The sequence below is a fragment of the Streptomyces canus 299MFChir4.1 genome, assembly GCF_000383615.1.
Classification (GTDB): domain Bacteria; phylum Actinomycetota; class Actinomycetes; order Streptomycetales; family Streptomycetaceae; genus Streptomyces; species Streptomyces canus_C.
The window spans coordinates 297,940-322,106 of the sequence record NZ_KB911586.1 but is presented as its reverse complement, the minus strand read 5'-3'; the positions used below and the strand labels follow the sequence as shown (position 1 = coordinate 322,106).

The 24,167-nt window shown below is 71.0% G+C and carries 22 protein-coding genes and 1 pseudogene; 10 read left to right on the top strand and 13 right to left on the bottom strand.

Annotated elements, in window-relative coordinates; translation table 11 throughout:
- Positions 1-146: 146 nt before the first annotated feature.
- On the bottom strand, positions 147-803 hold the full coding sequence (locus H293_RS0115155; protein ID WP_020118711.1) for a TetR/AcrR family transcriptional regulator: 657 nt from the start codon (positions 801-803) through the stop codon (positions 147-149).
- A gap of 69 nt (positions 804-872) precedes the next feature.
- Between H293_RS0115155 and H293_RS0115150 the strand changes: the two genes are divergently transcribed.
- Positions 873-2,282, top strand: coding sequence for an FAD-dependent oxidoreductase (locus H293_RS0115150; RefSeq protein WP_020118710.1), 1,410 nt, complete (start codon positions 873-875; stop codon positions 2,280-2,282).
- Here H293_RS0115150 and leuE read toward each other — a convergent pair.
- Together leuE and H293_RS0115140 are read right to left on the bottom strand one after the other, a co-directional pair.
- A pseudogene (leuE, locus tag H293_RS52700) lies at positions 2,272-2,891 on the bottom strand (leucine efflux protein LeuE). The gene H293_RS0115150 and the pseudogene leuE overlap by 11 nt on opposite strands.
- 59 nt (positions 2,892-2,950) lie before the next feature.
- The gene (locus H293_RS0115140) at positions 2,951-4,531 is read right to left on the bottom strand and encodes an acyl-CoA mutase large subunit family protein (protein WP_020118709.1); all 1,581 of its coding nucleotides are present in this window, start codon (positions 4,529-4,531) and stop codon (positions 2,951-2,953) included.
- A 121-nt stretch (positions 4,532-4,652) separates the two neighbouring features.
- Between H293_RS0115140 and H293_RS0115135 the strand changes: the two genes are divergently transcribed.
- The gene (locus H293_RS0115135; RefSeq protein WP_020118708.1) at positions 4,653-5,474 is read left to right on the top strand and encodes a L,D-transpeptidase family protein; all 822 of its coding nucleotides are present in this window, start codon (positions 4,653-4,655) and stop codon (positions 5,472-5,474) included.
- Positions 5,475-5,696: 222 nt separating this feature from the next.
- On the opposite strand, the gene H293_RS0115130 is transcribed toward H293_RS0115135, so the two are convergent.
- The 4 genes from H293_RS0115130 to H293_RS0115115 all read right to left on the bottom strand — a co-directional run bounded on the left by H293_RS0115130 (position 5,697) and on the right by H293_RS0115115 (position 9,540).
- The gene (locus H293_RS0115130) at positions 5,697-6,752 is read right to left on the bottom strand and encodes a hypothetical protein (protein WP_033415408.1); all 1,056 of its coding nucleotides are present in this window, start codon (positions 6,750-6,752) and stop codon (positions 5,697-5,699) included.
- Complete coding sequence (locus tag H293_RS0115125) at positions 6,752-7,414, bottom strand: RNA polymerase sigma factor (RefSeq protein ID WP_020118707.1); 663 nt, start codon at positions 7,412-7,414, stop codon at positions 6,752-6,754. The genes H293_RS0115130 and H293_RS0115125 overlap by 1 nt, the downstream gene beginning before the upstream one ends.
- A gap of 645 nt (positions 7,415-8,059) precedes the next feature.
- On the bottom strand, positions 8,060-8,926 hold the full coding sequence (locus H293_RS0115120; protein WP_020118706.1) for a hypothetical protein: 867 nt from the start codon (positions 8,924-8,926) through the stop codon (positions 8,060-8,062).
- A complete protein-coding gene (locus tag H293_RS0115115; RefSeq protein WP_028807862.1) occupies positions 8,923-9,540 on the bottom strand; it encodes an RNA polymerase sigma factor in 618 nt (205 codons plus the stop codon). The genes H293_RS0115120 and H293_RS0115115 overlap by 4 nt, the downstream gene beginning before the upstream one ends.
- A 290-nt stretch (positions 9,541-9,830) precedes the next feature.
- Here H293_RS0115115 and H293_RS0115110 point away from each other — a divergent pair, with 290 nt between their 5' ends.
- Positions 9,831-12,047 carry a peptidoglycan recognition protein family protein gene (locus H293_RS0115110; protein WP_028807861.1) on the top strand — a complete coding sequence of 739 codons (2,217 nt, stop codon included), beginning with the start codon at positions 9,831-9,833 and terminating at the stop codon, positions 12,045-12,047.
- Positions 12,048-12,051: 4 nt separating this feature from the next.
- On the opposite strand, the gene H293_RS0115105 is transcribed toward H293_RS0115110, so the two are convergent.
- Complete coding sequence (locus H293_RS0115105) at positions 12,052-13,524, bottom strand: MFS transporter (protein WP_020118703.1); 1,473 nt, start codon at positions 13,522-13,524, stop codon at positions 12,052-12,054.
- Positions 13,525-13,598: 74 nt separating this feature from the next.
- Positions 13,599-13,991 (bottom strand): hypothetical protein, encoded by a 393-nt coding sequence (locus H293_RS0115100; protein WP_020118702.1) that lies wholly within the window; start codon positions 13,989-13,991, stop codon positions 13,599-13,601.
- A gap of 224 nt (positions 13,992-14,215) precedes the next feature.
- Here H293_RS0115100 and H293_RS0115095 point away from each other — a divergent pair, with 224 nt between their 5' ends.
- Positions 14,216-14,677, top strand: coding sequence for a DUF1877 family protein (locus tag H293_RS0115095; RefSeq protein WP_020118701.1), 462 nt, complete (start codon positions 14,216-14,218; stop codon positions 14,675-14,677).
- 40 nt (positions 14,678-14,717) lie between these two features.
- Here the strand turns inward: H293_RS0115095 and H293_RS0115090 are convergent, their stop codons facing one another.
- The 4 genes from H293_RS0115090 to H293_RS0115075 form a co-directional block, all read right to left on the bottom strand.
- The gene (locus tag H293_RS0115090; protein WP_020118700.1) at positions 14,718-15,317 is read right to left on the bottom strand and encodes a hypothetical protein; all 600 of its coding nucleotides are present in this window, start codon (positions 15,315-15,317) and stop codon (positions 14,718-14,720) included.
- A gap of 76 nt (positions 15,318-15,393) precedes the next feature.
- On the bottom strand, positions 15,394-15,897 hold the full coding sequence (locus tag H293_RS0115085; RefSeq protein WP_020118699.1) for a hypothetical protein: 504 nt from the start codon (positions 15,895-15,897) through the stop codon (positions 15,394-15,396).
- An 85-nt stretch (positions 15,898-15,982) separates the two neighbouring features.
- Complete coding sequence (locus H293_RS0115080) at positions 15,983-16,747, bottom strand: DUF4328 domain-containing protein (RefSeq protein WP_020118698.1); 765 nt, start codon at positions 16,745-16,747, stop codon at positions 15,983-15,985.
- Between the two features lie 124 nt (positions 16,748-16,871).
- Complete coding sequence (locus H293_RS0115075) at positions 16,872-18,512, bottom strand: beta-N-acetylhexosaminidase (RefSeq protein ID WP_020118697.1); 1,641 nt, start codon at positions 18,510-18,512, stop codon at positions 16,872-16,874.
- Between the two features lie 155 nt (positions 18,513-18,667).
- Between H293_RS0115075 and H293_RS0115070 the strand changes: the two genes are divergently transcribed.
- The 6 genes from H293_RS0115070 to H293_RS0115045 all read left to right on the top strand — a co-directional run bounded on the left by H293_RS0115070 (position 18,668) and on the right by H293_RS0115045 (position 23,753).
- Positions 18,668-19,180: a 2-oxo-4-hydroxy-4-carboxy-5-ureidoimidazoline decarboxylase gene (locus H293_RS0115070; RefSeq protein WP_020118696.1), complete on the top strand. Its 513-nt coding sequence runs from the start codon at positions 18,668-18,670 to the stop codon at positions 19,178-19,180.
- Positions 19,181-19,433: 253 nt separating this feature from the next.
- Entirely contained in the window at positions 19,434-19,814 is a 381-nt protein-coding gene (gene sdhC / locus H293_RS0115065; protein WP_007384241.1) for a succinate dehydrogenase, cytochrome b556 subunit, read from the top strand.
- Positions 19,815-19,819: 5 nt separating this feature from the next.
- On the top strand, positions 19,820-20,302 hold the full coding sequence (locus tag H293_RS0115060; protein ID WP_020118694.1) for a succinate dehydrogenase hydrophobic membrane anchor subunit: 483 nt from the start codon (positions 19,820-19,822) through the stop codon (positions 20,300-20,302).
- Between the two features lie 19 nt (positions 20,303-20,321).
- Positions 20,322-22,076, top strand: a complete 1,755-nt coding sequence (gene sdhA / locus H293_RS0115055; RefSeq protein ID WP_020118693.1) for a succinate dehydrogenase flavoprotein subunit — start codon at positions 20,322-20,324, stop codon at positions 22,074-22,076.
- Positions 22,076-22,855, top strand: a complete 780-nt coding sequence (locus H293_RS0115050) for a succinate dehydrogenase iron-sulfur subunit (RefSeq protein ID WP_020118692.1) — start codon at positions 22,076-22,078, stop codon at positions 22,853-22,855. The genes sdhA and H293_RS0115050 overlap by 1 nt, the downstream gene beginning before the upstream one ends.
- Positions 22,856-22,973: 118 nt before the next feature.
- Positions 22,974-23,753: a hypothetical protein gene (locus H293_RS0115045; RefSeq protein WP_020118691.1), complete on the top strand. Its 780-nt coding sequence runs from the start codon at positions 22,974-22,976 to the stop codon at positions 23,751-23,753.
- Positions 23,754-24,167: the final 414 nt, after the last annotated feature.

The window sequence follows — 24,167 nt, the reverse complement described above, 5'->3', positions numbered from 1 at the left end:
CCACCCGATCCCGGCAGTGCGGGGGCGCGCGCAGAAGATGCAGGCACCACCGCTCCCGCACGCCCGGCACTACACGAAACCCGCGGCCGCACCGAGCCCCTCCCCGGCCACGGCGCTCCCCGTCGTCACACGCGCCGTGCGCAAGGTCAGGGCCCGGTAGGCCGGTACTGCTGCTCGATCCCCGCAAGCACCAGCGCGAGCCCCTCCTCGTAGTGCTGGTCGAAGTCCTGGAAGATCTCCGCGCCCGCCGCCGCCGACAAGGGGAAGTCGGTCATCAGGCGGGCGCGTTCCGCCACGTCGAAGCCGTCCCGGCGCTCGCCCGGCAGCGGCTCCACGCCCTGCTCCTCCGTGACGAAGCCGAGGGTGTAGTAGTACGTCGTCGACTGGGCCCGGACCGCCTGGGCGAGGGTGAATCCGGCGGCCGTGAACAGGCGCAGGGTCTCCTCCATCTGCTCGACGTGGACCAGGCCCGTGAAGCGTGAGCCGCTGTAGACCTTGGCGCCGTCGCGGTAGCCGAGCAGGGCGGCGCGCAGCCCGCGGTTGGCCTTGAGGAGCCGCTCGCGCCAGGTGTCGGACGGGTCGAGTGCGGTACCGGCGACCATCCGCCGGTACATCTCGGTCGCCATCTCGTCGAGCAGCGCCTGTTTGTCCTTGAAGTGCCAGTACAGGGCGGGGGCCTTGACGTCGAGTTCCCTGGCGATGGCCCGCAGGCTGAGGCCGTCGAGGCCGACCTCGTTCAGGAGCTTCAGGGCGGTGTCGGCGACCCTCGCACGGTCGAGGGGCGGGCGTTTCTCCGTACTCACGCTTGACAGCTTAACAGCGTTAAGGGCACTCTCGGAGTCCAGGCACTTAACAGCGTTAAGGAGGTGGTGATGAACACGGACGTACTGATCGTCGGCGCCGGCCCCACCGGCCTCGCCCTCGGCATCGACCTCGCCCGGCGGGGCGTGGACGCGCTGGTCGTGGAGAAGGCGGACCGCCTGTTCCCGGGCTCACGCGGCAAGGGCCTCCAGCCGCGCACCATGGAGGTCTTCGACGACCTCGGCGTGCTCGACGCGATCCTCTCGGTCGGCGGGACGTACCCGGTCGGCATGGTCTGGCAGGACGGCGAGCGGGTCGGCGAGCACCGGATGTTCGACCCGGCCGAGCCGACGGAGGACTCCCCGTACAACGCGCGGATGGTCCCCCAGTGGCGCACCCAGGAGGTGCTGTCCGCACGGCTGGAGGAGCTGGGCGGGTGGGTGTCCTTCGGCCGGGAGGCCGTCGGCCTGGAGCAGGACGCGGACGGGGACGGGGACGGGGTGACCGTGCGTTTCGCGGCGGGCGCGGACGTCCGCGCCCGGTACGTGGTCGCCGCCGACGGCGGGCGCTCGGCCGTCCGCCGCACGCTCGGCATCGGCATGACCGGCGAGACGGTCGACCCGAACCCCCTCCTCGTCGCGGACGCCCGCATCACCGGCCTCGACCGGGACAACTGGCACATCTTCCCGCCTCGCGGCGCGGCCACCGGCTACCTCTCGATCTGCCCGCTCGCCGGCACGGAGGACTTCCAGATCGTGGCCCAGTTCCCGGAGGGCACGCGGGTGGACCTGTCCCCGGACGCCGTCCGCGAGGTCGTCGCGGCCCGCTCCCACCTCGCCCCCGAGTCGGTGACGGAGCTCCGCTGGGCCTCCGACTTCCGGCCCCGCGCGGCCCTCGCGGACAGCTTCCGCTCCGGCCGGGTCTTCCTCGCCGGTGACGCGGCCCACGTCCACTCCCCCGCGGGCGGCCAGGGTCTGAACACGAGCGTCCAGGACGCGTACAACCTGGGCTGGAAGCTGGGAGCGGTGCTTCGCGCCGGGGCCCCGGCCGCCCTCCTGGACACCTACGAGGAGGAACGCCGTCCCGTTGCCGCGCAGATGCTCGGCATCTCGACGGGCGTGCACCGGGGAGAGGTCCGCCGGGGCGAGGCGACCCGCCAACTGGGCCTGAGGTACCGGGAGTCGTCCTTGACGGAGGAAACCCGCACGGCACCGAACGGACTCCGCGCCGGCGACCGCGCCCCCGACGGCAAGCTCGGTGAGACCCGGCTCTTCGACGCGTTCCGGGGCCCGCACTGGACGCTGGTGGCGGTCGGCGTCGAGGCACCGCGGCTGCCGGAGTCGGTGCGGGTGGTCACGGGCGACGAGCAGCCGTCGTACGGGAAGGGACTGTTCCTGGTGCGTCCGGACGGTTACGTCGGCTGGGCGGGTGAGGACGCCGCGAAGCTGGTGCGTTACGTCGGCCGGGGGATCACGCGCTAGCGAGTGACAGCTTCACGGCGAACCCGAGGAACAGCGCCCCCGCCGCCGATGTCGCCCCCGAGGACAGCAGCCGCCGCCTGCGGAACGCGGACGCCAGCCTCGTCCCACCGAAGATCAGCGCGGTGAGGTACAGGAAGCCGGCCGCCTGCGCGAACGCCCCGAGGACGACGAAGGACAGCGCCGGATACGCGTACCCCGGATCCACGAACTGCACGAAGAAGGCGACGAAGAACAGGATCGCCTTGGGGTTGAACAGGCTGATCACCAGAGCCTTGCGATACGGCCGCTCACCAGGACCGGCGTCGGAGACCTCCGCCTCGGCCACGGGCGACCGCCGCGACCGCCACAGCCCCCACGCGGCCCGCAGCATCCCCACCGCGAGCCACGTCAGATACCCGGCCCCGCGTACTTCACGATCCCGAAGAGCACGGCGTTGGCCTGGAGCAACGAGGCGACCCCGGCCGCCGACAGGCTCATCAGCATGGCATCCCCGCACCACACTCCGGCCGCGGCGGTGTACCCGGCCCGCACTCCCCGCCGCGCGGCGACGGAGACGACGTACAGCGAGTTGGGGCCGGGCAGCAGGACGATCAGGACAAGGCCGGCCAGCTAGGTGGGGAGGTCTATGACACCGTCTATGACACCGGACACGAGATCGAGTGTCGCACTCAGAACGCGTCCGTCGGGACGTAGGTCCCCCATACCTCCCGCAGCGCGTTGCACACCTCCCCCACGGTCGCCCGGGCCTTCAGCGCGTCCTTCATCGGGTACAGGACGTTGTCCTCGCCCTCGGCCGCCTTCTTGAGGGCGGCGAGGGCCGCGTCCACCGCGGACCGGTCGCGGCCGGCGCGGAGCCTCGCGAGGCGTTCGGCCTGCTGGGCCTCGATGGCGGGGTCGACGCGGAGCGGCTCGTACGGCTCCTCCTCGTCGAGCCGGAAGCGGTTGACGCCCACGACCACCCGTTCGCCGGAGTCGGTCTCCTGGGCGATCCGGTAGGCGTTGCGCTCGATCTCGTTCTTCTGGAAGCCGTGCTCGATGGCGGCGACCGCGCCGCCGAGGTCCTCGACCTTGCGCATCAGGTCCAGCGCGGCCGTCTCGACGTCGTCGGTCATCCTCTCGACGGCGTACGAGCCGGCGAACGGGTCCACGGTCGCGGTCACGTCGGTCTCATGGGCCAGCACCTGCTGGGTGCGCAGGGCCAGCCGCGCGGACTTGTCGCTCGGCAGGGCGATGGCCTCGTCGAAGGAGTTGGTGTGCAGCGACTGCGTGCCGCCGAGGACCGCCGCCAGGCCCTGGACGGCGACCCGGACCAGGTTCACCTCCGGCTGCTGGGCCGTCAGCTGCACCCCGGCCGTCTGCGTGTGGAAACGCAGCATCAGCGACTTGGGGTTCCGCGCGCCGAACTCGTCCCGCATCACCTTGGCCCAGATCCGCCTGGCCGCGCGGAACTTGGCGACCTCCTCCAGGATCGTCGTCCGCGCGACGAAGAAGAACGACAGGCGTGGGGCGAAGTCGTCGACGTCCATGCCGGCCGCGACCGCCGTGCGCACGTACTCGATGCCGTCGGCGAGGGTGAAGGCGATCTCCTGCGCGGGCGAGGCACCGGCCTCAGCCATGTGGTAGCCGGAGATCGAGATCGTGTTCCACCTCGGGATCTCGGCCTTGCAGTACTTGAAGATGTCGGCGGTCAGCCGCAGCGAGGGCTTGGGCGGGAAGATGTACGTCCCGCGCGCGATGTACTCCTTCAGCACGTCGTTCTGGATCGTGCCGGTCAGCCGGTCGGCGCCGACTCCCTGCTCCTCGGCGACCAGTTGGTACAGCAGGAGCAGCAGGGCGGCCGGCGCGTTGATCGTCATCGACGTGGAGACCTGGTCCAGCGGGATCCCGTCGAACAGCACCCGCATGTCGTCGACCGAGTCGACGGCGACCCCGACCTTGCCGACCTCGCCGTGCGCGATCGGGGCGTCGGAGTCGTGGCCCATCTGGGTGGGCAGGTCGAAGGCGACCGACAGACCGGTCGTGCCGTGGGCGATCAGCTGCCGGTAGCGGGCGTTGGACTCGGTCGCCGTGCCGAAACCGGCGTACTGGCGCATGGTCCAGGGGCGGCCCGTGTACATCGACGGGTACACGCCCCGCGTGAAGGGGTACCCGCCCGGCTCGCCGAGCTTCTCCTCGGGGGTCCAGCCCCGAAGGGCCTCGGGACCGTAGACGGGTTCGATGGGCAGTCCGGACTCCGACTCACGCGTCATGCCCACCACCGTATTGCGGTCTCGGGCGAAGCGCCGCCGGGTCGTTCGCGACCGGCCGTCCGGGGGGAGACATCAGGGGATGCCGGTGAGACGACTGGGGGTCCGGATGCGTGGTACGGGCATGGGGAGAGCGTTCGCCGCGCTGCTGGTCCTGGCGCTGGCCTGCGGCTGTACGGTGCGGACCGCCGACGGGGACGGGGACGGCAAGCGGCGTCTGCCGGTGCGGATCGAGGTCCCGGAGCGCAGTACGCCACCGGCGGACGACGACCCGAAACCGAGCACGACACCGTCCGCTCCAGCTGCCGCGCCCGCCGCCGTGCTGTGGTCGCGGGGGGACTCCGGGCGGGACGTACGGGAGTTGCAGGCCCGGCTGCGTCAGGTCGCGTGGCTCTACGACGGGCCGACCGGGTCGTACGACGATCTCACCGAGCGGGCGGTGAAGGGGTTCCAGGGCAAGCGCGGGCTGCCGAAAACCGGGCGGACCGACACGGTCACCTGGAAGCGGCTGAAGGCCATGACGCACGAGCCGGGCAAGTGGGAGCTGTATCTGATGGGCGGCCAACCGGCCGACGCGCCGGACGCGCGCTGTCTGACCGGGCGGGTGCTATGCATCAGCAAGACGAGCCGGACCCTGCGCTGGATGATCGACGGGCGAACGGTCATGACCGTGTCGGTCCGCTTCGGCTCGGTGGGCACACCGACCCGTGAGGGCGTGTTCAGCGTCTACTGGAAGTCACGGCACCATGTGTCGACGCTCTATGACTCCCCGATGCCGTACGCCATGTTCTTCAGCGGCGGCCAGGCGGTGCACTACTCGGCCGACTTCGCCGCCAACGGATACGCGGGCGGCTCGCACGGCTGCGTCAACGTCCGGGACGAGACGGCGATCGCGGACCTGTACGCCCAGGTGCGCAACGGCGACAAGGTCGTCGTCCACTGGTGAGGTGCGCTGGGAGGAGTTAGGGGCGCGGACGGGACCGGGGGAACGTGTCCCGCCCGCGCCAGGTGCACGAGCCGTAGGTACGGGGGGAACCCCGGCTCTGTGCGACGGCCGATGACCAGTCGGCTCACTCACTACTGCGCTCCGGCCCCCGAAAACGTCACACCCACCGCGAACCACTCCGCAGTGGGTGAGAAAAACGCAGGTCAGCGACGTGGCCCGCACTCAGAGTGCGCTGTACGACGGGCTCGGAACCGGATCCGGTGACATCGTTGCCCGGGTCGTGGCGAGCGGGGCGTCGGAGGAGGTGCCGCCCTCGGGGGCATGGTGGTTCTTGCGGGGGGACGTGAACTGGTTGCCGTCGCCGTCGCCGTGGTGACCGTGTCCGTCGCCGTGGCCGTTCCCGTGGCCGTTCTTGTCGTTGTCCTCGTGGTCGCCGGAGTCCTCGCCCTTGCCGTCGCCCTTGCGGTCGTCGGGGGCGGACTCGGTGTCGCGGGTGCCGGTGCCGGACAGGACACCCTTGCAGTACTTCCAGACCCGTGAGGTGCCGCCCGCCGCGCCCTCCAGGGAGCGCTCGCGGGTCGCGTCGAGCTTCTTTCCGGCGCGCACGTCCCGGCAGGCCGAGGCGGCTCCGTTCCAGTCGCGGCGGGGCCGTACGCCCAGCCCTTCGGAACCCTTGTCGGGCGCCGCTCCGGTGCCGCCGCGTGCCGTGTCCCGGGAGCCGGCCCCACCGGAGGGGGAGCCCCCGGGCGAGGGCACGACCTGCGGGGCCGGGGTCGACGGCGAGACGCGCGGGTGGTCCGGGGTGGCGGCGGCCGACACCGTCGCCGCGGGTTCCGGTTCGCCGTCCCCGAGGTGCGGCAGGACTCCGATTCCGGCCGCGACCGCCACTCCGCCCACCATCCCGACGGCCAGTACGGCGGCCAGTCCGAGGTGCGCGGGACGCCGCCCGCGGGGGCGGCCGGCCCCCGTGTCCGGGGCGCCGATCCGCACGAGACCACCGTCGGCGGAGCCGGTTCCGGTCCGCTGCCGGTCCCGGGCGGGCGGGCTCACCCAGTCGTCCGCACGATCCGCGCGCACCTTGCGGAACGCGGCCAGCGCGGCCTCCTCACCGGGGAGTTCGCCGCTGGTCGGGGCGGGTTCGGCGGTCAGCGCGTCCAGCGTTTTCGCGAGCCGCTCGGCCTGGTCGCGGGCGGCCTGGTCGACAGCTTCCAGTGACTCGCCGCGCAGCAACCGCTCCGCTGTCTCGAGGTCCAGCCACCTGTAGCTTTCGTCGGCCATCACATGTCCTTCTGCGTCCGCGGACGCATATGCGTCACACTCGCGGACGTCACCGCGCTGTTCTGCGGTTCTCGCTGCGGCGGCAGGGCGTCGAGCACACCGGTCGATTCCGGATCCTCGCCGAGGAGCTCGGCGAGCCGTTTCAGACCCCGGTGCGCGGCCGTCCGTACCGCGCCGGGACGCTTGCCCAGGGTCTCGGCGGCGGTCTTGGCGTCCAGGCCGACCACCACGCGCAGCACCACGGCCTCCGCCTGGTCCTGGGGCAGCCGGGCGATGAGCGAGAGGGTGATGTCGGTGGCCAGCGCCTCGATGGCCTCGCCCGCGGTGTCCGACTCGGCGGGCTTCCCGGTCAGCTCGGTCTCGTCGCCGCCGATGGCGGGGCGGCGGCCGCGCATCCGGATGTGGTCGAGGGCGCGGTTGCGGGCTATCCGGGCGGCCCAGCCGCGGAAACGGTCCGCGTCTCCGTCGAAACGGTCCAGGTCACGGGCTATCTGGAGCCAGGCCTCGGAGGCCACGTCCTCGGCGTCCGGATCACCGACCAGCGTCCGGACGTATCCGAGCAGCCGCGGGTGCACCGCGCGGTACACAGTCCGGAACGCGGTCTCGTCCCCGTCCTGTGCCGCAAGCACCGCGGCAGTCAACTCCGCGTCGTCCCCCAGCACCCGTGAATCCTCAATACGTGGTCGCGATCGATGGTCGCCGCTTCAAGCCGTCGAGGGGTTGTGGTGATCGTTCGAGAGTCGCGTTGATCATTCAACTTCCGCGCCCGGCGCGAAAGGCACGTTACGACCTGAAACCGCTGCTCGTCCATGTCAGTACAAAATGCAACGACCTCGTGATCCGGAGCCGGTCCGGTGGGGTGTGACAGAAACCGCACTCATGACGCTGAAGAAAGTACGGGCCGCCGCGCGGCCCGTACCGCGCGACGGCCGGGGCCTCTCCTGTGGGGGGTGGCGGCCCCGGCCGTCTCAGCGGTGTCAACGGCTCTGATTTGGCCCCGTGCGCGAAATCGGGCCACGACGGGCCATCGCGAAACCAACCGTCCAGACGGCACGCTGCCAGTGGCGACATCCAGCGACCCGTCAGGTCTTGCCCTCCCTGACCCACCTGCGGTGCGGGACACGTATGCCCGGCTCTCACTGGCTGGGCAGTTGGATCGCGACGATACGGCGGCTCCGGCCACGCAGATTGCGCTCGGCGCGACACACGCGAACCGCGCGCCGTCCGCGTGCACAACATCATCGAAGCTTTCGCACTTCCGTCGGACCGGGGGTGCGGCCCCGGCCGGTCGCCTCGGCCGTGGCGGGTCACTGCTTGCCGGACTTGTTCCCGTCCGCGTTCTGCCCGCCACTCGCCTTGTCCTTCTGCTTCCCCGGTTTCGCGCCGCCCGCGTTCCCCGCGTCGCCGGCGTTGCCCCCGCCGTTCGCGTTCGCCGCGCCCTTGGCCCCGTCCGCGCTCTTCGCGTCGGCCGCGTCCGTCAGCGCGGTGCAGTAAGCGCTGACGTTCGCCTCGCCGCCGGCCGCCACCACGAGCCGCTGGAACGCCGTGGAGTCCAGCGCCTTGCCGTGGTTCCCGAGCTTCTCGTAGGCACGGCAGTGGGCCAGGGTGTCCTTCGCGGTGGGCGGGCGGCCGGAAGGAGCGGACGCGGAGGACCGCGCGCCGCTGGGCGACTCGGCGGGGGTGCTCGCCGAGACGCTCGGGCGTACGTCCGTCTCCCGTGTAGCGCCCCGGTCATGACCGCCGCCCGCCGAGCCGATCGCCGCGTACGCGACCCCGCCGAGGGTGAGGCTCGCCAGGAGCACGGAGAGCGTCGCCCTCAACGAACGCGCCCTGCTCCGCCGTGTGCGGGGCCGCCAGTCGTCCCGCCGTCGCGTCCGCGCCCGATGCTCGCCGGCGTCCCTCGCCGCCCGAAAAGCGGCCACGGCCCGCCGCTCCCCCTCGTCCTCGCACTTCTCCCCGCGGATGGCCGCGGCGAGCAGGGCTTCCAGGGGGCTGTCGACGGACGGGGACTCGCGGTCGTACGACCGCTCACGGCCGGGCGCCGAGCCGTCGCCCCGTGCCCGCCCCCGCACGGCCTTCGCCGGGCGCGCACGCCGGCGGCCGGGGGCATCGCCGCTCCGCTCGTCACCCATGCCGTGTCCGTCCCTGTCCGACGTGGCGTCCTGACCTGTCATGTCGACTCCCCCAGCGTCCGGGAGCCGTCATCCGTCACACTCTCGACGCCGAGCTGCTGCGCCAGCCGCTTCAGACCCCGGTACGCGGCCGTGCGCACCGCGCCGGGGCGCTTGCCGAGGACGCGGGCCGCGGCGGGGCCGTCCAGTCCCACCACCACCCGCAGCAGCACCGCCTCGGCCTGGTCCCGCGGCAGCCCCCGGACCAGTTCCAGGGCGTACTCGGTGGAGAGCGACTCCAGCGCCTGGTCGTGGGTGCTGTACGGGCCGGGCAGGTCCAGCATGTCCTGCTCCAGCGCCGACGACCGGGGCCGCACCTTCTGCCGGCGCAGATGGTCCAGGGCCCGGTGCCGGGCGATGGTCGCGGTCCAGCCCCGGAAGCCCGCCCCGTCGCCCCTGAACCGGCCCAGGTCCCGGGCGATCTCCAGCCAGGCGTCCGACGCCACGTCCTCCGCGTCCTCCCCGACCAGCCCGCGCAGATACCCGAGCAGTCCGGGCTGCACCAACCGGTAGGCGACCGCGAAGGCGGTCTCGTCGCCCTCCTGGGCGCTCGCGACGGCCGCGCCCAGTTCCCCGTCGTACGCCTGCACGCGGCGGGGTTCCCCTCCCTGGCCCAAAAACTTTCCCGTCCGTACCGGTTCGTGGCGATTCCGCACCGTCCGGCACGGTCACCTTTGCCCATGTCCCCCACGGTCAACAGCGCCGGGCCTCACAGAAGTGTCACAGCAGGTCGGACATCCCTGGCACCTCGCGAGGGACACGTGTGACACCTGGTGGTCCCCGCACGCTGTCTGGATGGCACCTGTGTGACAGGTGGTGTTTCTGTGACCGGATTCATGGTCTGTTGACCACATTCAGGGGTGGGGTAGTGAGTCGTCGTAAAAGCCGTGCGTACAGACCGCTGAGCATGAAGCGGCGGGCGTGGCTGACGCTAGGTGCGGTGGTTCTGGGAGGCGGCGGCATCGCGACCTACGCCGTCGCCAGTCCGCCGACCGACGCCGCGGGGGACGTGCAGCCCAAGCGGCCGGTGAAGGTCTACGACCTGACGCTGAAGAGCACCGAGGCCGGCAAGCGGGAGCTGCCGCGCACCGAGACCAAGCAGTTCTCGCTGCTGGGTGTCTCGTGGACGGGGGTGACCAAGCCGCTGGAGGGCAAGGCGCAGGTCCGCACCCGCAGCAGTGAGACAGGCGAGTGGACCGCCTGGCAGGACCTGGAGACGAACATCGACCCGCCGGAGGACCCCGGCGAGCGCAGCGGCGCGCGCGGCGCGTCCGAACCGCTGTGGGTCGGCCCCTCGGACGGCGTGCAGGTGCAGGTCGTCCACGAGGACGGCAGCACGAGTGCCGGACTGCCCAAGGGACTTGAGGTCAACCTCGTCGACCCGGGCATCGCGACCGCCGCGGAGCAGCGGACCGCCGGCGACGACACGGACCCGGCGGCGTTCGCCGTGGACGGGACGCCGACCCCGACGCCGTCGCCGACCGGGAGCGAGAGCACGTCCGCCGCTCCGACCCCAACGGACCCGGCCACGTCGGCCTCGCCCTCGCAGTCCTCCACCGTCTCCCCGGCGCCGACCGCCACCACCCCCACCGCGCCCCCGTCGACGGTCCCCGAGCCCGCGATCGTCTCGCGTGCCGGCTGGGGCGCCGACGAGGCGCTCAGCCCCGACCCCTCGGAGTACAACGCCGACGTGAAGGCCGTCTTCGTGCACCACACGGACGGCACCAACGACTACTCGTGCACCGAGTCGGCCGCGATCGTCCGGGGCATCTACGCGTACCACACGCAGACCAACGGCTGGAACGACGTCGGCTACAACTTCCTCGTCGACAAGTGCGGCACGATCTTCGAGGGCCGCAAGGGCGGGGTGGACCTGCCGGTCCTCGGCGCGCACACCTACGGCTGGAACCGTGAGTCCGCCGGCATCGCGGTCCTCGGCAACTACACCGACGCGGGCGCCTCGAACGCCGCCCTCACCTCGGTCGCCCGGATCGCGGCCTGGAAGCTCGGCCAGTACGGCGTCGACCCCGGCTCGACGGTCCAGCTGAAGGCGGGCGCGACCCAGAAGAACCTCGCCGGTACGAGCTTCACCGCGGGCAGCTCCTACACCTTCAACCGGATCTCCGGCCACCGCGACGGCTACGCCACCGAGTGCCCGGGCACCTCCCTCTACGCCCAGCTGCCCACCATCCGCGCCTGGGCGTCCGGCCCGGTGCAGGGCCTGAAGCTCACCACGCTGACCGGCACGACCCTGTCCGGTTCGACGTACTGGACCAAGGGCGCGATCACCGCGAAGTGGTCCACGATCACGCCGGGTGCGCTGATCTCGAAGGTCGAGCTGCTGGTCGACGGCCAGGTCGTCACGACCGCCCCGGGCACGGCCACCTCGGCGAGCACGACCCTGGCCGCGGGCAGCCACAAGGTCGCCCTGCGAGCGGTGCACCAGTCCGGCAGGACCACTCCCGCGACCACCGCGCTCACCGTCGTCGCGGACACCACCGCGCCGACCTTCTCCACCACCCCGAAGATCACCCTGCGCACCGGCACGGTCAACACCACCGCCGTCCCGGTCACCCTCGGCTGGAAGGCCGCCGACTCCCAGGCGCTGAAGTCGGTGAGCCTGCTGTCCCCGACGACGGCCACCTTCGGCCCGACCACCACCAGTTCCAGCCGCACCGCCAAGTCCGGCACCGCGAGCACCTGGTCGATGAAGGCGTACGACGTCGCGGGCAACACCCGCACCTCGTCGCCCTCCTACACGCCCATGATCCTCCAGGAGACCTCGGCCACGAAGTCCGGGAGCTGGACGAGCCGTTCCTCCACGAGCTACCTCGGCGGGAAGTCGTACTCCAGCGGTTCCAAGGGCGCGAGCCTGACCTGGACGTTCACCGGCCGGTCCGCCTCCTGGGTGGTCTCGCGGGCGTCCACCTCCGGGCAGGCGTACGTGTACGTGGACGGCACCAAGGTCGCGACCGTGGACCTGAAGTCCTCGACCACGAAGTACCGCGACGCGATCTGGACCAAGTCGTGGGCCGGCAGCGCCAAGCACACCGTCAAGATCGTGGTGGTCGGCACCAGCGGCCGCCCGACGGTCACGACGGACGGCCTGGTGTACATCAAGTAGGGCCTCAGCCCAGCGTGTCCACCGGCTCGGGCGTCCGCTCCCCCGCACCCTGGGGAGTGGGCGCCCGTTCCGCGTTCACGACGACTCCGGCGATCAGCGCGGCGAGCAGCAGCGCGCCGAACGCCCACCAGGTGGCCACGTTGAAGCCGTGCACGGTGGCCTCCGCCTGGAGCTGCCGCCGGTCGACGCCGGGGCCCGCGTGCGCGGTGAGGTAGGTCGCGGTCACGCTCGCGGCGATCGTGTTCAGCAGGGCCGTACCGATCGAACCGCCCACCTGCTGCGCGGTGTTGAAGGTCGCCGAGGCCGCACCCGAGTCGCGCGGCGCGACACTTCCGGTGGCCAGCGAGATGGAGGTCATCATCGCCGTGCTCATGCCGAGGCCCAGCATCAGCATCCCGGGCAGGACGTGCGACACGTACGCCGGTTCCACGCCGACCTGGGCGATGATCGACAGCCCGCCCGCGGCGGTCAGCAGTCCGGGCACGATCAGGACCCGCGGCGGGACCCTGCCCAGCAGCCGTGCGGCGATCTGCGTCGAGCCGACGATCATCGCGGCGGTCATGGGCAGATACGCGAGCCCGGTCTTCAGCGGCGACCATCCGAGGACGCCCTGGAGGTAGTAGGTCAGGAACAGGAAGACACCGAACATCCCGACGGTGACGAACAGGACGGTCAGGAAGGCGCCGACGCGCTGCCGGTCCCTGATCACCGACATCGGCAGCAGCGGCACCCGCGCCCGGGTCTGCCACACCGCGAACGCGGCGAGCAGGACGACTCCGGCGACCAGCAGGGTCACCACGAGCGCGTCACCCCAACTCCGGGACGACGCCTCGGAGAAGCCGTACACCAGCGACAGCATCCCGGCCGAGCCGAGCAGCGCGCCCGGCACGTCGAGGTGGGCGTCGGGGTGCCGTCCGCCGGGCGCGAGGATCGCCCACGCGCCCGCGAACGCGACCAGCGCGATGGGCACGTTGACGTACAGGCACCAGCGCCAGTCCAGGTACTGGGTGAGCAGGCCGCCCGCGAGCAGCCCGATCGCGGCGCCCGCTCCGACGATCGCGCCGAACACCCCGAAGGCCTTGGCGCGTTCCTTGGGTTCGGTGAACGTCGTCGCGAGCAGGGACAGCGCGGACGGCGCGAGCAACGCGGCGAACACGCCCTGGAGGGCACGCGCGCCGAACAGCATTCCCTGGCCCGTCGCGGCGCCGCCGAGCGCGGAGGCGGCGGCGAAACCGAGGAGCCCGATCATGAACGTGGTCCGGCGCCCGGCGAGGTCGGCGATCCGGCCGCCGAGCAGCAGGAGCCCGCCGAAGGCGAGCGTGTAGGCGGTGATGACCCACTGCCGGTTCCCGTCCGACATGTTCAGGTCGGCCTGGGCGGACGGCAGGGCGATGTTGACGATGGTCATGTCCAGCACGACCATCAACTGGGCAAGCGCGATGACGACCAGCGCCCACCAACGACGGTTGTCGACCATGACCCCATCGTGCGCCTGCCACCGGCCCTTTGGGAACGGTAGCGTCTCTTATTACGGTGTTTTTGCCTCCGCGGTCAGCGCCGCCCGGCACCCGTCGCGTCGCGGCACAGCAGCCGCAGCGAGCCGTCCCCGGCGAAGCAGCGGCGGGCCTCGTCCACCGGGTCCCACAGCCGTCCGTCGGGCGTACGCACCCAGTGCTCACCGCCGCTCGTCCACCATTCGGCACCGGTCTGGTGGACGACGACCTCACCGGCGTAGGCACCGAGCCCGCGCAGCACGGTCTCCACGGCGGCGTACGGCGCCCCCTCCCGCCGTATCTCCTCGATCAGCCGGTCGACGCGCCACAGGCTCTGCGCCGAGTAGTCGAGCCGGACGCGGGCGCCCTCGCGCAGGGCCGTCACAGCGTCGGAGGCCCAGCGCACGGGTTTGGCCGCGGCAGCGGGGCGGCTGGTCCGGCGGGTGGTCACATCGGCCGCCGTAGGGGCAGTTGCCTGAGCCGTCACATCAGTCGTCACACGGGTGAAAGCGTTTGGGCGGGGTGTTTCGTCACCCGGATCCGGGGGTCTTGGCGGGACCGGTGCAGGACCGACGCACCTTCGCCGTATCCCTCCCCGGACAGTCACAGGACCCTCTCGGCAGCGAGGTTGACGCCGGTGTGACGATTCGCTCCTCCCCTGCGCTCCTCTCTCTGATGAGCGACTACTTCCATCTCCGCGCGGTGCCGCCCTCGGCCCTGCGCAACAGCGCGAACTGGATGCAACGGCTGTTCGAGGACGACTGGGACGCCGTACGCGAACGCATCGGACGACACCGGGAGGAGGTGCTGGACAAGTCCTACCTGGATCACGAACTGCTGTACGCCGGCGCCGAGGTGGTCCTCGGCGGCCTGCCCCTCTACCCGGGCGACCACGACAGACCGCCGTTCCTGCTCCTGACCGCGGCCCGGGCGAACCGCGTCTCGACGTACCTGAGTTCGGCCGACTTCGAGGCCCTGTGGCGGGTCGCCCGCGAGGAACTGCTGCCGAGACACGGCGGGGCGGCCGCCGAACGGGAGGCACGGGGGGTGTTCGCGGCGGCGCACCGGGATCTGACGGCGTTCTACGGGCAGACGGCGCAGTACGGGGACGCGGTGGTCAAGTGGCTCATCCAGTGAGCCACTGCTCCATCGCACTCCTCCACTGAGCCGTCGGCCCTCACCCCCGGCGCCGGCTCCTGCGGGACACCACCGCGCGCAGCACCCGGCGGCCCTCCGTCGAGACCTCCAGGGCCGGGCGCAGGCCCGCCGGGCCGTGTCCCGCGAGGAGTTCCAGGACGGTGATCTGGCGGCGCAGCTCGGCGGCGACGAGCGGGGACATGCCCTCGGTACGGCCCTCGCGGCGGGCGTCGACCGAGTCGCCGGCGTCCTTCAGGGGGTCGAGCAGCCGGTGGATCCGCAGCGCGGCGACCGAGCAGGCGTCGGCCCACGCCCGCATCCCGGCGGCGGACCGGTCGACCGGCGCGGCGGCGAGCATCCGGCGGGCCAGCAGCACGGCCTCGTCCTCACCGGAGGCGGAGCCCTGGCCCGGCTCCCCGCCGGCCGCCTCGAACTCCCCGTCCCCGCCCAGCTTTCCCCGCACCTGCTCCAGCCGTTCGCCCCACTCGGCGACCCCGGCGTCCTCCGCGAGCCCCGCCCACAGGGGCCGAAGGATCTCGTCGTCGCCGCCGAGCAGCGGTACGCAGCGATCCAAACAAGCCAACCCGCTGACGGCCAGTCCGCGTTCGTCGGCCTGGCCGATCAGCTCCACCAGACTCATGCACGCCTCCCTCACCGAGCGGTATTCCCTAACGGAACCCGCACTTCCCCTTACTGCGCGCGATGGCCCGGGAGTGTCACAGGGGCACCACACCGAGCCGGTCGAGCATACGGAAGAAGAGGTTTTCGGCCAACGGGTCGGGCTCGGCGCTCAGTACATCGAGCAGTGGCTCCTCCGCCACGTCGTGTCCCGCCTCCGCGGCCCAGGCGACGGCCCGCGCCGCCGCGTCCCGGGGTTCGAGGAAGTAGTCCTCCAGAGTCAGCCCCTCCTCGCCGCCCCCGAGGTACCCGGCCATGGCGGCCCGGGCCAGACAGGTCGTCCAGGCCCCGCTCTCCGGTCCCGCCGCCTCCAGGACCACCGAGGCGCTGTCCATGACGTATCCGAAGAGCGCGGGCGAACCGGTCTCCAGGGCCAGGGCGTTCATGTTCCCGACATCGCCCTCGCCGTTCGCGTACTCCCAGACCTGCCATCCGCCGGGCGCCGACTCCCGCAGGACCATGCCCTCGGCACCGGACAGCGCGTCCAGCTCGGCGAGCGGCCGCTCCCCGCGGCCCACGACGAAGTAACCCCAGTAGCCCATCCGGTTCCCCCCGGCTGCTCGGTACGGTTCGGGCCCGAATACACCACATTCGTACGGCAGTTCGCAGCAGGTCGGACCAAATCCGTCACACGGCGACGGGCACCGCGGGTCCCCGGCGGGCCTTCTCGTCCTGCATCCGGGTCAGCCGCAGCACGACGGCGGCGGCGCACAGGGCGGCGACGAGGTCGACGCCGTCCGCGAACATCAGCTGGCCCATCGTGTCGTGGATCTCCTGGGAGGTGTCGGCCTCCCCGGCCATGTTTGCCAGGAACCGCCCTGCGACGTTCGTCAGGAGCCACAGCGTCCACCAGACGTTGACCAGCGCATGCCCCTTGGGCTGTCCCTCCGCGCTGCTCGCGTCCCAGACGTCGAGCACGACCCGGCGCGGGTACCAGAGGCTCACGAACGGCACGACCCAGCCGGCGATCACCCAGCCGCGCGCCTTGCTGTGCCCGCCCGGGGCGAACACCTCGGCGTTGACCCGCACCCGCCAGAGCCAGATCACGAAGACCACGGCACAGGCCATCAGCACGGCGGCCTGCGCGGAGGCGGCCACGGCGGTGAGCGTGTCCGCCAGGTCGGCCCGGTCCAGTACGGAGTCCCGGAAGGTGCCCCCGGCGAGGTCGCCAGTGACGTCGTACAGGTAGAGGTCCGCCCCGAGGGCGAACAGGTCGACGGCCGCGGCCACCGCGAGCAGTACCGCGGTGGCCCGCCCGAGCCCGACCGGCGAGCGCAGCCATGCCTTCGGAGTGCCGACCGGCGGGGCCTGGAAGCCGGACGAGGAGCCGCACTGGGTGCACAGCACGCCGTCCGGTGCGGCTTCGAAGTGGTGGCAGCGCGTGCAGAGCATGGTGAGGTCCCCCCGAGGTGCGGATGATCAGCAGACCGCGCCGGTTCTCCCCAGAGCCTCACGCGCGGCATGCGGAACATACGGTTCGGCGGCCCCGCGCGTCCACAGGGAATCCCCCGGTTCCTCAGCCGAGCCGGTCCGCCAGCGCCTTGAACCGCGTCCAGGTCAGGGCGGGCTGCCCGGGGTCCCACAGCTTCTGCACGGTCGCCCGCAGCGGCATCCGGATGCCCGCGGCGACCTGGTCCTGCGTCTGCGCGTTCGGGAAGTCGCACCACACCGCGAAGTACCCGCCGAGGATCTGGCCGTCGTACTTCGAGGGGACGGCTGTCGTGCCGCGGACGACTCTCGGGGTCCACTGCTCGTAGATCCGCTGTCCGGTCGGATAGTAGAACTGGTTGGGCTGCCCGAGGACGTAGTAGAGGAACTTGTCGTTGTAGTTGATCAGCTTGCGCCCCGTGCTCAGGTACTCGACCGGCTGCCGGGCGCCGATCTCCTTCCCGGTCCAGTAGCCGACCTGGATGTCCTTGTCGGGCCGGACGGACGTCCCCCGGAAGAAGCCGTCGTTCCACGCGCGCGGGGACTTGCCGTGGGCGCGGACGGTGGCGGCGCGGTCGTTGAGCCAGCCGGTGGTCAGGTCCTCGACGGTGGCGCCGGCGCCGTAGGTCTTCCTGGCGGCAGCAGCGAGCTGCGGGTAGGTCCCCGCCGGGTCGGAGACCATCAGCGCGCGGTACTCGTCGCCGCCGAGGTGCCAAGGTGTTCCGGGGAAGAGGCCGGCGTACTCGTTCAGCAGATCGTCGACGATCTTGGCCGAGGCGGGATGGGAGATGTCGACGGTCCCCTGCGGGGTGCTCCCCGCCGCGCTGCGCAACTGCAGCTCGGGGTGCGCGGCGATGACCGCGCCCAGATGCCCGGGCGAGTCGATCTCCGGTACGACGGTGATGTGCCGCTGGGCCGCGAGCGCGACGATCCTCCTGACCTGCGCCTTGGTCATGTGCTGCGCGGACACGATCTCCGGGTGCGAGGCGGACTCGATCCGGAACGCCTGGTCGTCGGAGAAGTGCAGCTGGAGTTCGTTGAACTTCAGGTCGCCCAGCTCCCGGACCCGGTCCTCGATCCAGCGAGCCGTGAAGTTCTTGCGCGCGATGTCCAGGAAGAACCCGCGCACCGGCTTGGCGGGCTCGTCGCGCACGACGCCCTCCGCCGCCGTACCGCCGCCGTGCACCTCTTGCTTGAGCGTGCGGGTGCCGTAGAACACGCCCCGGTCGTCCGACCCGCTGATGGCGACCCGCCCGCCGCGCACGGTCATGCGGTACGACTCCGGGTCCGCGCCTTCGTCATCGTTGAGCGTGAGGCGCACGTCCCCGGCGCGTACGTCGTCCTTCTGCCCGGCGTACGTCAGCCCCAGCTCACCGGCGAGAAGGCGCCCCTCGTCGGCGAGGTCGGCGTCGTTCACGACCACGCGCCGGCCGGAGGCGGGACGCCAGCCGGGGCCGCGCGCCGGGGTGTGGGCGCGGACGGCGGGGATGGTGCGGGGGGTGGTGGACAGGGGGTAGGACCGGGTGGGGCTCGGGGCTTTCGACGGGGCCGGGGAGCCTTCCGCTCTGCCGCCCGCGGGTGACTGGGCCTGGGACTGGGCCGATCCCGCCGGGCCGCTGTCGCCGCCCGCCCACAGCCCGAGGCCCACCCCGGCCGCGACGGTGACGGCGACCGCCCCGGCGATCAGCCCCCGTGTCTGCTTCTCCGGTCGCTTCCTGTGCTGGCTCACATCGTCAACCTAGGGCCTGGAGAGGGGGAGCCGTGTCCACCACACGTTCCGAAACTCTCCCGTGCGGGTGAAATTCGGGCATCCGTCGGACAGGTCATGTCCACTCTCGATAACGTGATGTCACACCGCTCACAGCTTCCTCTGCCGAAACACACGTGACGCCCACACATTCTCCCGGCCGACTGGCCATACCGTCCCTGCCCACCGTCCTGGACGCCTTCAACGGCGCTCCCGCCGACGAGGCACGGCCCCTGCTCCTGGAGTGTCTGCGCAGCCTGCGCTGGGCGGAGCGGGTCGTGGCCCACCGCCCCTACCCGACCGTGGACGCGCTGCTCGCGGCCGCGGACGAGGCGGCGTACGACCTGACCGTGTCGGACCTCTCCGAGGCCCTGGCCGCCGAGACCCTGCCGACGCTGCCGGACGGGGTCTACTCGGCAGCCCACATGGCCATGGACGCGGCCCACGCGGCCTACGAGTCCCGCTTCGGGCACGCCTTCGTCATCTGCCTGGACGGGTTGCCCCCGAACGAGGCCCTGAACCACGTTCTGGCGGGCATCCGGTCACGATTGGCAAACGATCCGGAGGAGGAGCGGGTGGTGGCGGCAGAGGAACTCCGCCGCATGGCCAGGGGGCGTCTGGTCGATCTGCTCAAGGGCGCGGGGCTGTAGTCGATCTGCGGCTACCGCAGCGTGGGCGCGACAAGCCACCGCGAGCCCGCACCCGGGACATAACCGCACACTCTCCCGCATTAGCCGCCCGGTTCCCCCATCTGCGTGCCACTTTGATCACACAGGCAGGCCCCGGCTAAGCCCAGCGGCGGCGCATCGCTACGATGCTGGGGGCCGGTGGACCGTACCCGGCCGGGCCCGACCGACAGCACAAGCCGGCAGGCCCCAATACCCCGCTCCCGGAGGGACTTCCGTGCCGGCTGGAACGCTGTACCGCGGCCGGGAAGGAATGTGGTCCTGGGTGGCTCATCGAGTCACCGGCGTCCTCATCTTCTTCTTCCTGTTCGTTCACGTGCTGGACACCGCTCTCGTCCGTGTCTCACCCGAGGACTACGACAAGGTCGTAGCCACGTACAAGACCCCGCTCGTCGCGTGTCTGGAGTACGGCCTCGTGGCCGCCATCCTCTTCCACGCGCTCAACGGCCTGCGCGTCATCGCCGTCGACTTCTGGTCTAAGGGCCCGCGCTACCAGAAGCAGATGCTCTGGTCCGTGGTCGGCCTGTGGGTCGTGCTCATGATCGGGGCGATCTACCCCGTCCTCGGCCACGCCGCTCGTGAACTCTTCGGGAGCTGATACCGATGGCGACCACTGAAACCACCGCTTCCGGCATCGGCCCCGTGGAAGGCGACTCCGGCTACGGCGTCGCCAACCCGGCGCCCCTGATCGAGGCCCCGCGCAAGCGCACCAAGAAGACCCCCCGCTCGACCCGCGGCAACTTCGAGATGGCCGCGTGGCTCTTCATGCGCCTGTCGGGTGTCGTGCTGGTCGTCCTGGTCATCGGGCACCTGCTGATCCAGCTGGTGCTGGACGGCGGCGTCTCCAAGGTCGGCTTCGCCTTCGTGGCCGGCCGCTGGGCGTCCCCGTTCTGGCAGGTCTGGGACCTGATGATGCTGTGGCTCGCGATGCTGCACGGCGCCAACGGCCTGCGCACGATCATCAACGACTACGCGGAGCGCCCGAACACCCGGCTGTGGCTCAAGGGCCTGCTCTACACCGCCACGGTGTTCACCATCCTGCTGGGCACGCTGGTGATCTTCACCTTCGACCCGAACATCCGCTAGGCACGGGGCTGCGAGAATCATGAAGATCCACAAGTACGACACCGTCATCGTCGGCGCCGGTGGCGCGGGCATGCGCGCGGCCATCGAGTCGACGAAGCGCAGCCGCACCGCCGTGCTGACCAAGCTCTACCCCACCCGCTCCCACACGGGCGCCGCGCAGGGCGGCATGGCCGCCGCGCTCGCCAACGTGGAGGAGGACAACTGGGAGTGGCACACCTTCGACACGGTCAAGGGCGGTGACTACCTGGTCGACCAGGACGCCGCCGAGATCCTGGCGAAGGAGGCCATCGACTCGGTCCTCGACCTGGAGAAGATGGGCCTGCCGTTCAACCGCACCCCGAACGGCACGATCGACCAGCGCCGCTTCGGCGGTCACTCCCGCAACCACGGCGAGGCCCCGGTCCGCCGGTCCTGCTACGCGGCCGACCGCACCGGCCACATGATCCTCCAGACGCTCTACCAGAACTGCGTGAAGGAGGGCGTGGAGTTCTTCAACGAGTTCTACGTCCTGGACCAGCTGATCGTCGAGGTCGACGGCGTGAAGCGGTCGGCGGGCGTGGTCGCGTACGAACTGGCGACCGGCGAGATCCACGTCTTCCAGGCGAAGGCCGTGATCTACGCGTCCGGCGGCTGCGGCAAGTTCTTCAAGGTGACGTCGAACGCGCACACGCTGACGGGCGACGGCCAGGCGGCCGTGTACCGCCGGGGTCTGCCGCTGGAGGACATGGAGTTCTTCCAGTTCCACCCGACCGGCATCTGGCGCATGGGCATCCTGCTGACGGAGGGCGCCCGTGGTGAGGGCGGCATCCTCCGCAACAAGGACGGCGAGCGCTTCATGGAGAAGTACGCGCCGGTCATGAAGGACCTCGCCTCCCGTGACGTCGTGTCGCGGTCGATCTACACCGAGATCCGCGAGGGCCGGGGCTGCGGTCCCGAGGGCGACCACGTCTACCTGGACCTGACGCACCTTCCCCCGGAGCAGCTGGACGCCAAGCTGCCCGACATCACCGAGTTCGCGCGGACGTACCTCGGTATCGAGCCGTACACGGACCCGATCCCGATCCAGCCCACCGCGCACTACGCGATGGGCGGCATCCCGACGAACGTCGAGGGTGAGGTCCTGGCGGACAACACGACGGTCGTCCCGGGCCTGTACGCGGCCGGCGAGGTCGCCTGCGTGTCCGTCCACGGCGCCAACCGTCTGGGCACGAACTCGCTGCTGGACATCAACGTGTTCGGCAAGCGGGCGGGCATCGCCGCCGCCGAGTACTCCCAGAAGGCCGACTACGTCGAGCTGCCGGAGAACCCGGCGGAGCTCGTCGTGGCGCAGGTCGAGCGCCTGCGGGACGCGACCGGCACCGAGCGCGTGTCGGTGCTGCGGCGCGAGCTGCAGGAGACCATGGACGCGAACGTCATGGTGTTCCGCACCGAGCAGACCATCAAGACGGCGGTCGAGAAGATCGCGGAACTGCGTGAGCGTTACCTCAACGTCTCGATCCAGGACAAGGGCAAGCGGTTCAACACCGACCTCCTGGAGGCCATCGAGCTCGGCAACCTCCTCGACCTCGCCGAGGTCATGGCGGTGTCGGCCCTGGCCCGCAAGGAGTCCCGCGGCGGTCACTACCGCGAGGACTACCCGAACCGCGACGACGTCAACTTCATGCGCCACACCATGGCGTACCGCGAGGTGGGCGACGACGGCACCGAGTCCATCCGTCTCGACTACAAGCCGGTCGTCCAGACCCGCTACCAGCCGATGGAGCGTAAGTACTGATGGCAACCCCGACCCTGGACAAGGCGGACGCGGCCGGCACGCCCGAGCCCGGCTTCGCCGACTCCCCGTACATCACGGCCACGTTCCGGATCCGCCGCTTCAACTCCGAAGTCTCGGGGGAGGCGACCTGGGAAGACTTCCAGCTGGAGATCGACCCGAAGGAACGTGTCCTCGACGCCCTGCACAAGATCAAGTGGGAGCAGGACGGCACGCTGACCTTCCGCCGTTCCTGCGCGCACGGCATCTGCGGCTCGGACGCGATGCGGATCAACGGCAAGAACCGTCTGGCGTGCAAGACGCTGATCAAGGACCTCAACCCGTCGAAGCCGATCACGGTCGAGCCCATCAAGGGCCTGACGGTCCTGAAGGACCTCGTGGTCGACATGGAGCCGTTCTTCCAGGCCTACCGCGACGTGATGCCCTTCCTGATCACGAAGGACACGAACGAGCCGACGCGTGAGCGTCTCCAGACGGCCGAGGACCGCGAGCGCTTCGACGACACCACGAAGTGCATCCTCTGCGCCGCCTGCACCTCCTCGTGCCCGGTCTTCTGGAACGACGGCCAGTACTTCGGCCCGGCGGCCATCGTCAACGCCCACCGCTTCATCTTCGACTCGCGTGACGAGGCGGGCGAGCAGCGCCTGGAGATCCTCAACGACCGCGACGGCGTGTGGCGCTGCCGCACGACCTTCAACTGCACGGACGCGTGCCCGCGCGGTATCGAGGTCACGAAGGCGATCCAGGAAGTGAAGAGGGCGCTGATCACTCGGCGCTTCTGAGCTCCGTTCTCCTACGGTGAGTTGGGCCCCGTTCCCCGGTTCGCGCCGGGGCGGGGCCCTCCCTCATTTCCTCTTGAGCGCACTGTGAGTTGTGGGGCTCAAGTTGCAGACTGGCCCCATGGCACTCCTGAGGAAATCCGCCGCCGCGCTCTGCGCCGCCGCGGCGGTACTGCTCGCGATACCCCCCACTGCCTCCGCGACCCCCGCTCCCCCCGGACTGCTCGCCCGGGAGAACTTCGACCGTCTCCCCCTCGGCCCGGTCACCGAGGGACGTGGCTGGTCCACCGACTCGGACAACGGCACTCTGACCGTCGTGCCCGGTGCCAAGGGGTACGGGCATGAACTGCGGATCCGCACCCAGGGCAACGGGCGGGCCTTCGTCGTGTTCGACGAGCTCGCTCCGCCCGGCAACAGCTTCTGGGGGCGGGTGCGGCTGCGGGTCGCCGGGTTCCCCACCGCGCCCGACTGGGCCCACTGGACCATCGCCGAGGGGTCCGGGGCGGACGCGCCGACGCTGGTGCGGCCGCTCGGGGGGCAGTACGCGCCGACCGACCACGGCAGCTTCTGGGGCGTCGGGTCCGATCTCGGGCCCACCGGGGACTGGACCGCCTGGAAGACCTCCTCGCCGGCCGTCGCCGGGGCGTGGCAGTGCGTCGAGTTCCATCTCGACGCCCGCGACAACCGTGTCAGCGTGTATCTCGACGGCGTCGAGCGCAGCGACCTGACGGTGTCCACCAAGGCGCACGGGGGCACCGCGGACGACTTCGTCTTCCCGTCCTTCGACAAGCTGAAGCTGGGCTGGCAGCTCTACCAGGCCGACCCGGCGCCGTCGTCGTACGACATCCGCATGGACGACATCGCGCTCGGCACCCGGCGAGTGGGCGGCTGCGCCGACTGAGTCCTGGATCCGCGCGTGCCGACTCTCGTCGTGAACACACTGTGCGGACAGAGGAGTTGGCGGCATACTCGATCCACCGAAGTGGGGGCGAGCATGGCGGGGCTGCGGTTCGGCGGAGCGGCGTTCGGGGCACGATTGCTGGCTGTGGCGTGGGTGCTGTCAGGCCTGGCCGCGCCACCCCCGCGCGGCTCGTTCAAGCGGGACTCGACACGATCCGCCCAGCAGAAGACCTTTGTCTATGCCTGCGCCCACCGGAACTGCGATGCGAAGTCTCGAATCATCAGTTCCGCGGTCGCTCAGGCAGAATCCTGCTCTCGCGGACATCCCATGCTGTGCAGCCGACTGGTCAACAGCGTCCTCGTCCCACTCTGGGAAGGACAGGACGACGACATATGGGTGTGTGTCACATGCGAG

What these genes read in the sequence shown, in the direction of transcription:
- H293_RS0115095 (WP_020118701.1), top strand. Translation starts at nt 14,216, where the DNA reads ATGAGCGACTACTTCCATCTCCGCGCGGTGCCGCCCTCGGCCCTGCGC.
- H293_RS0115090 (WP_020118700.1), bottom strand. Translation starts at nt 15,317, where the DNA reads ATGAGTCTGGTGGAGCTGATCGGCCAGGCCGACGAACGCGGACTGGCC.
- H293_RS0115120 (WP_020118706.1), bottom strand. Translation starts at nt 8,926, where the DNA reads ATGACAGGTCAGGACGCCACGTCGGACAGGGACGGACACGGCATGGGT.
- H293_RS0115130 (WP_033415408.1), bottom strand. Translation starts at nt 6,752, where the DNA reads ATGGCCGACGAAAGCTACAGGTGGCTGGACCTCGAGACAGCGGAGCGG.
- H293_RS0115080 (WP_020118698.1), bottom strand. Translation starts at nt 16,747, where the DNA reads ATGCTCTGCACGCGCTGCCACCACTTCGAAGCCGCACCGGACGGCGTG.
- H293_RS0115135 (WP_020118708.1), top strand. Translation starts at nt 4,653, where the DNA reads ATGGGGAGAGCGTTCGCCGCGCTGCTGGTCCTGGCGCTGGCCTGCGGC.
- H293_RS0115050 (WP_020118692.1), top strand. Translation starts at nt 22,076, where the DNA reads ATGGCAACCCCGACCCTGGACAAGGCGGACGCGGCCGGCACGCCCGAG.
- H293_RS0115045 (WP_020118691.1), top strand. Translation starts at nt 22,974, where the DNA reads ATGGCACTCCTGAGGAAATCCGCCGCCGCGCTCTGCGCCGCCGCGGCG.
- H293_RS0115110 (WP_028807861.1), top strand. Translation starts at nt 9,831, where the DNA reads ATGAAGCGGCGGGCGTGGCTGACGCTAGGTGCGGTGGTTCTGGGAGGC.
- H293_RS0115105 (WP_020118703.1), bottom strand. Translation starts at nt 13,524, where the DNA reads ATGGTCGACAACCGTCGTTGGTGGGCGCTGGTCGTCATCGCGCTTGCC.
- H293_RS0115085 (WP_020118699.1), bottom strand. Translation starts at nt 15,897, where the DNA reads ATGGGCTACTGGGGTTACTTCGTCGTGGGCCGCGGGGAGCGGCCGCTC.
- sdhA (WP_020118693.1), top strand. Translation starts at nt 20,322, where the DNA reads ATGAAGATCCACAAGTACGACACCGTCATCGTCGGCGCCGGTGGCGCG.
- H293_RS0115140 (WP_020118709.1), bottom strand. Translation starts at nt 4,531, where the DNA reads ATGACGCGTGAGTCGGAGTCCGGACTGCCCATCGAACCCGTCTACGGT.
- H293_RS0115150 (WP_020118710.1), top strand. Translation starts at nt 873, where the DNA reads ATGAACACGGACGTACTGATCGTCGGCGCCGGCCCCACCGGCCTCGCC.
- H293_RS0115060 (WP_020118694.1), top strand. Translation starts at nt 19,820, where the DNA reads ATGGCGACCACTGAAACCACCGCTTCCGGCATCGGCCCCGTGGAAGGC.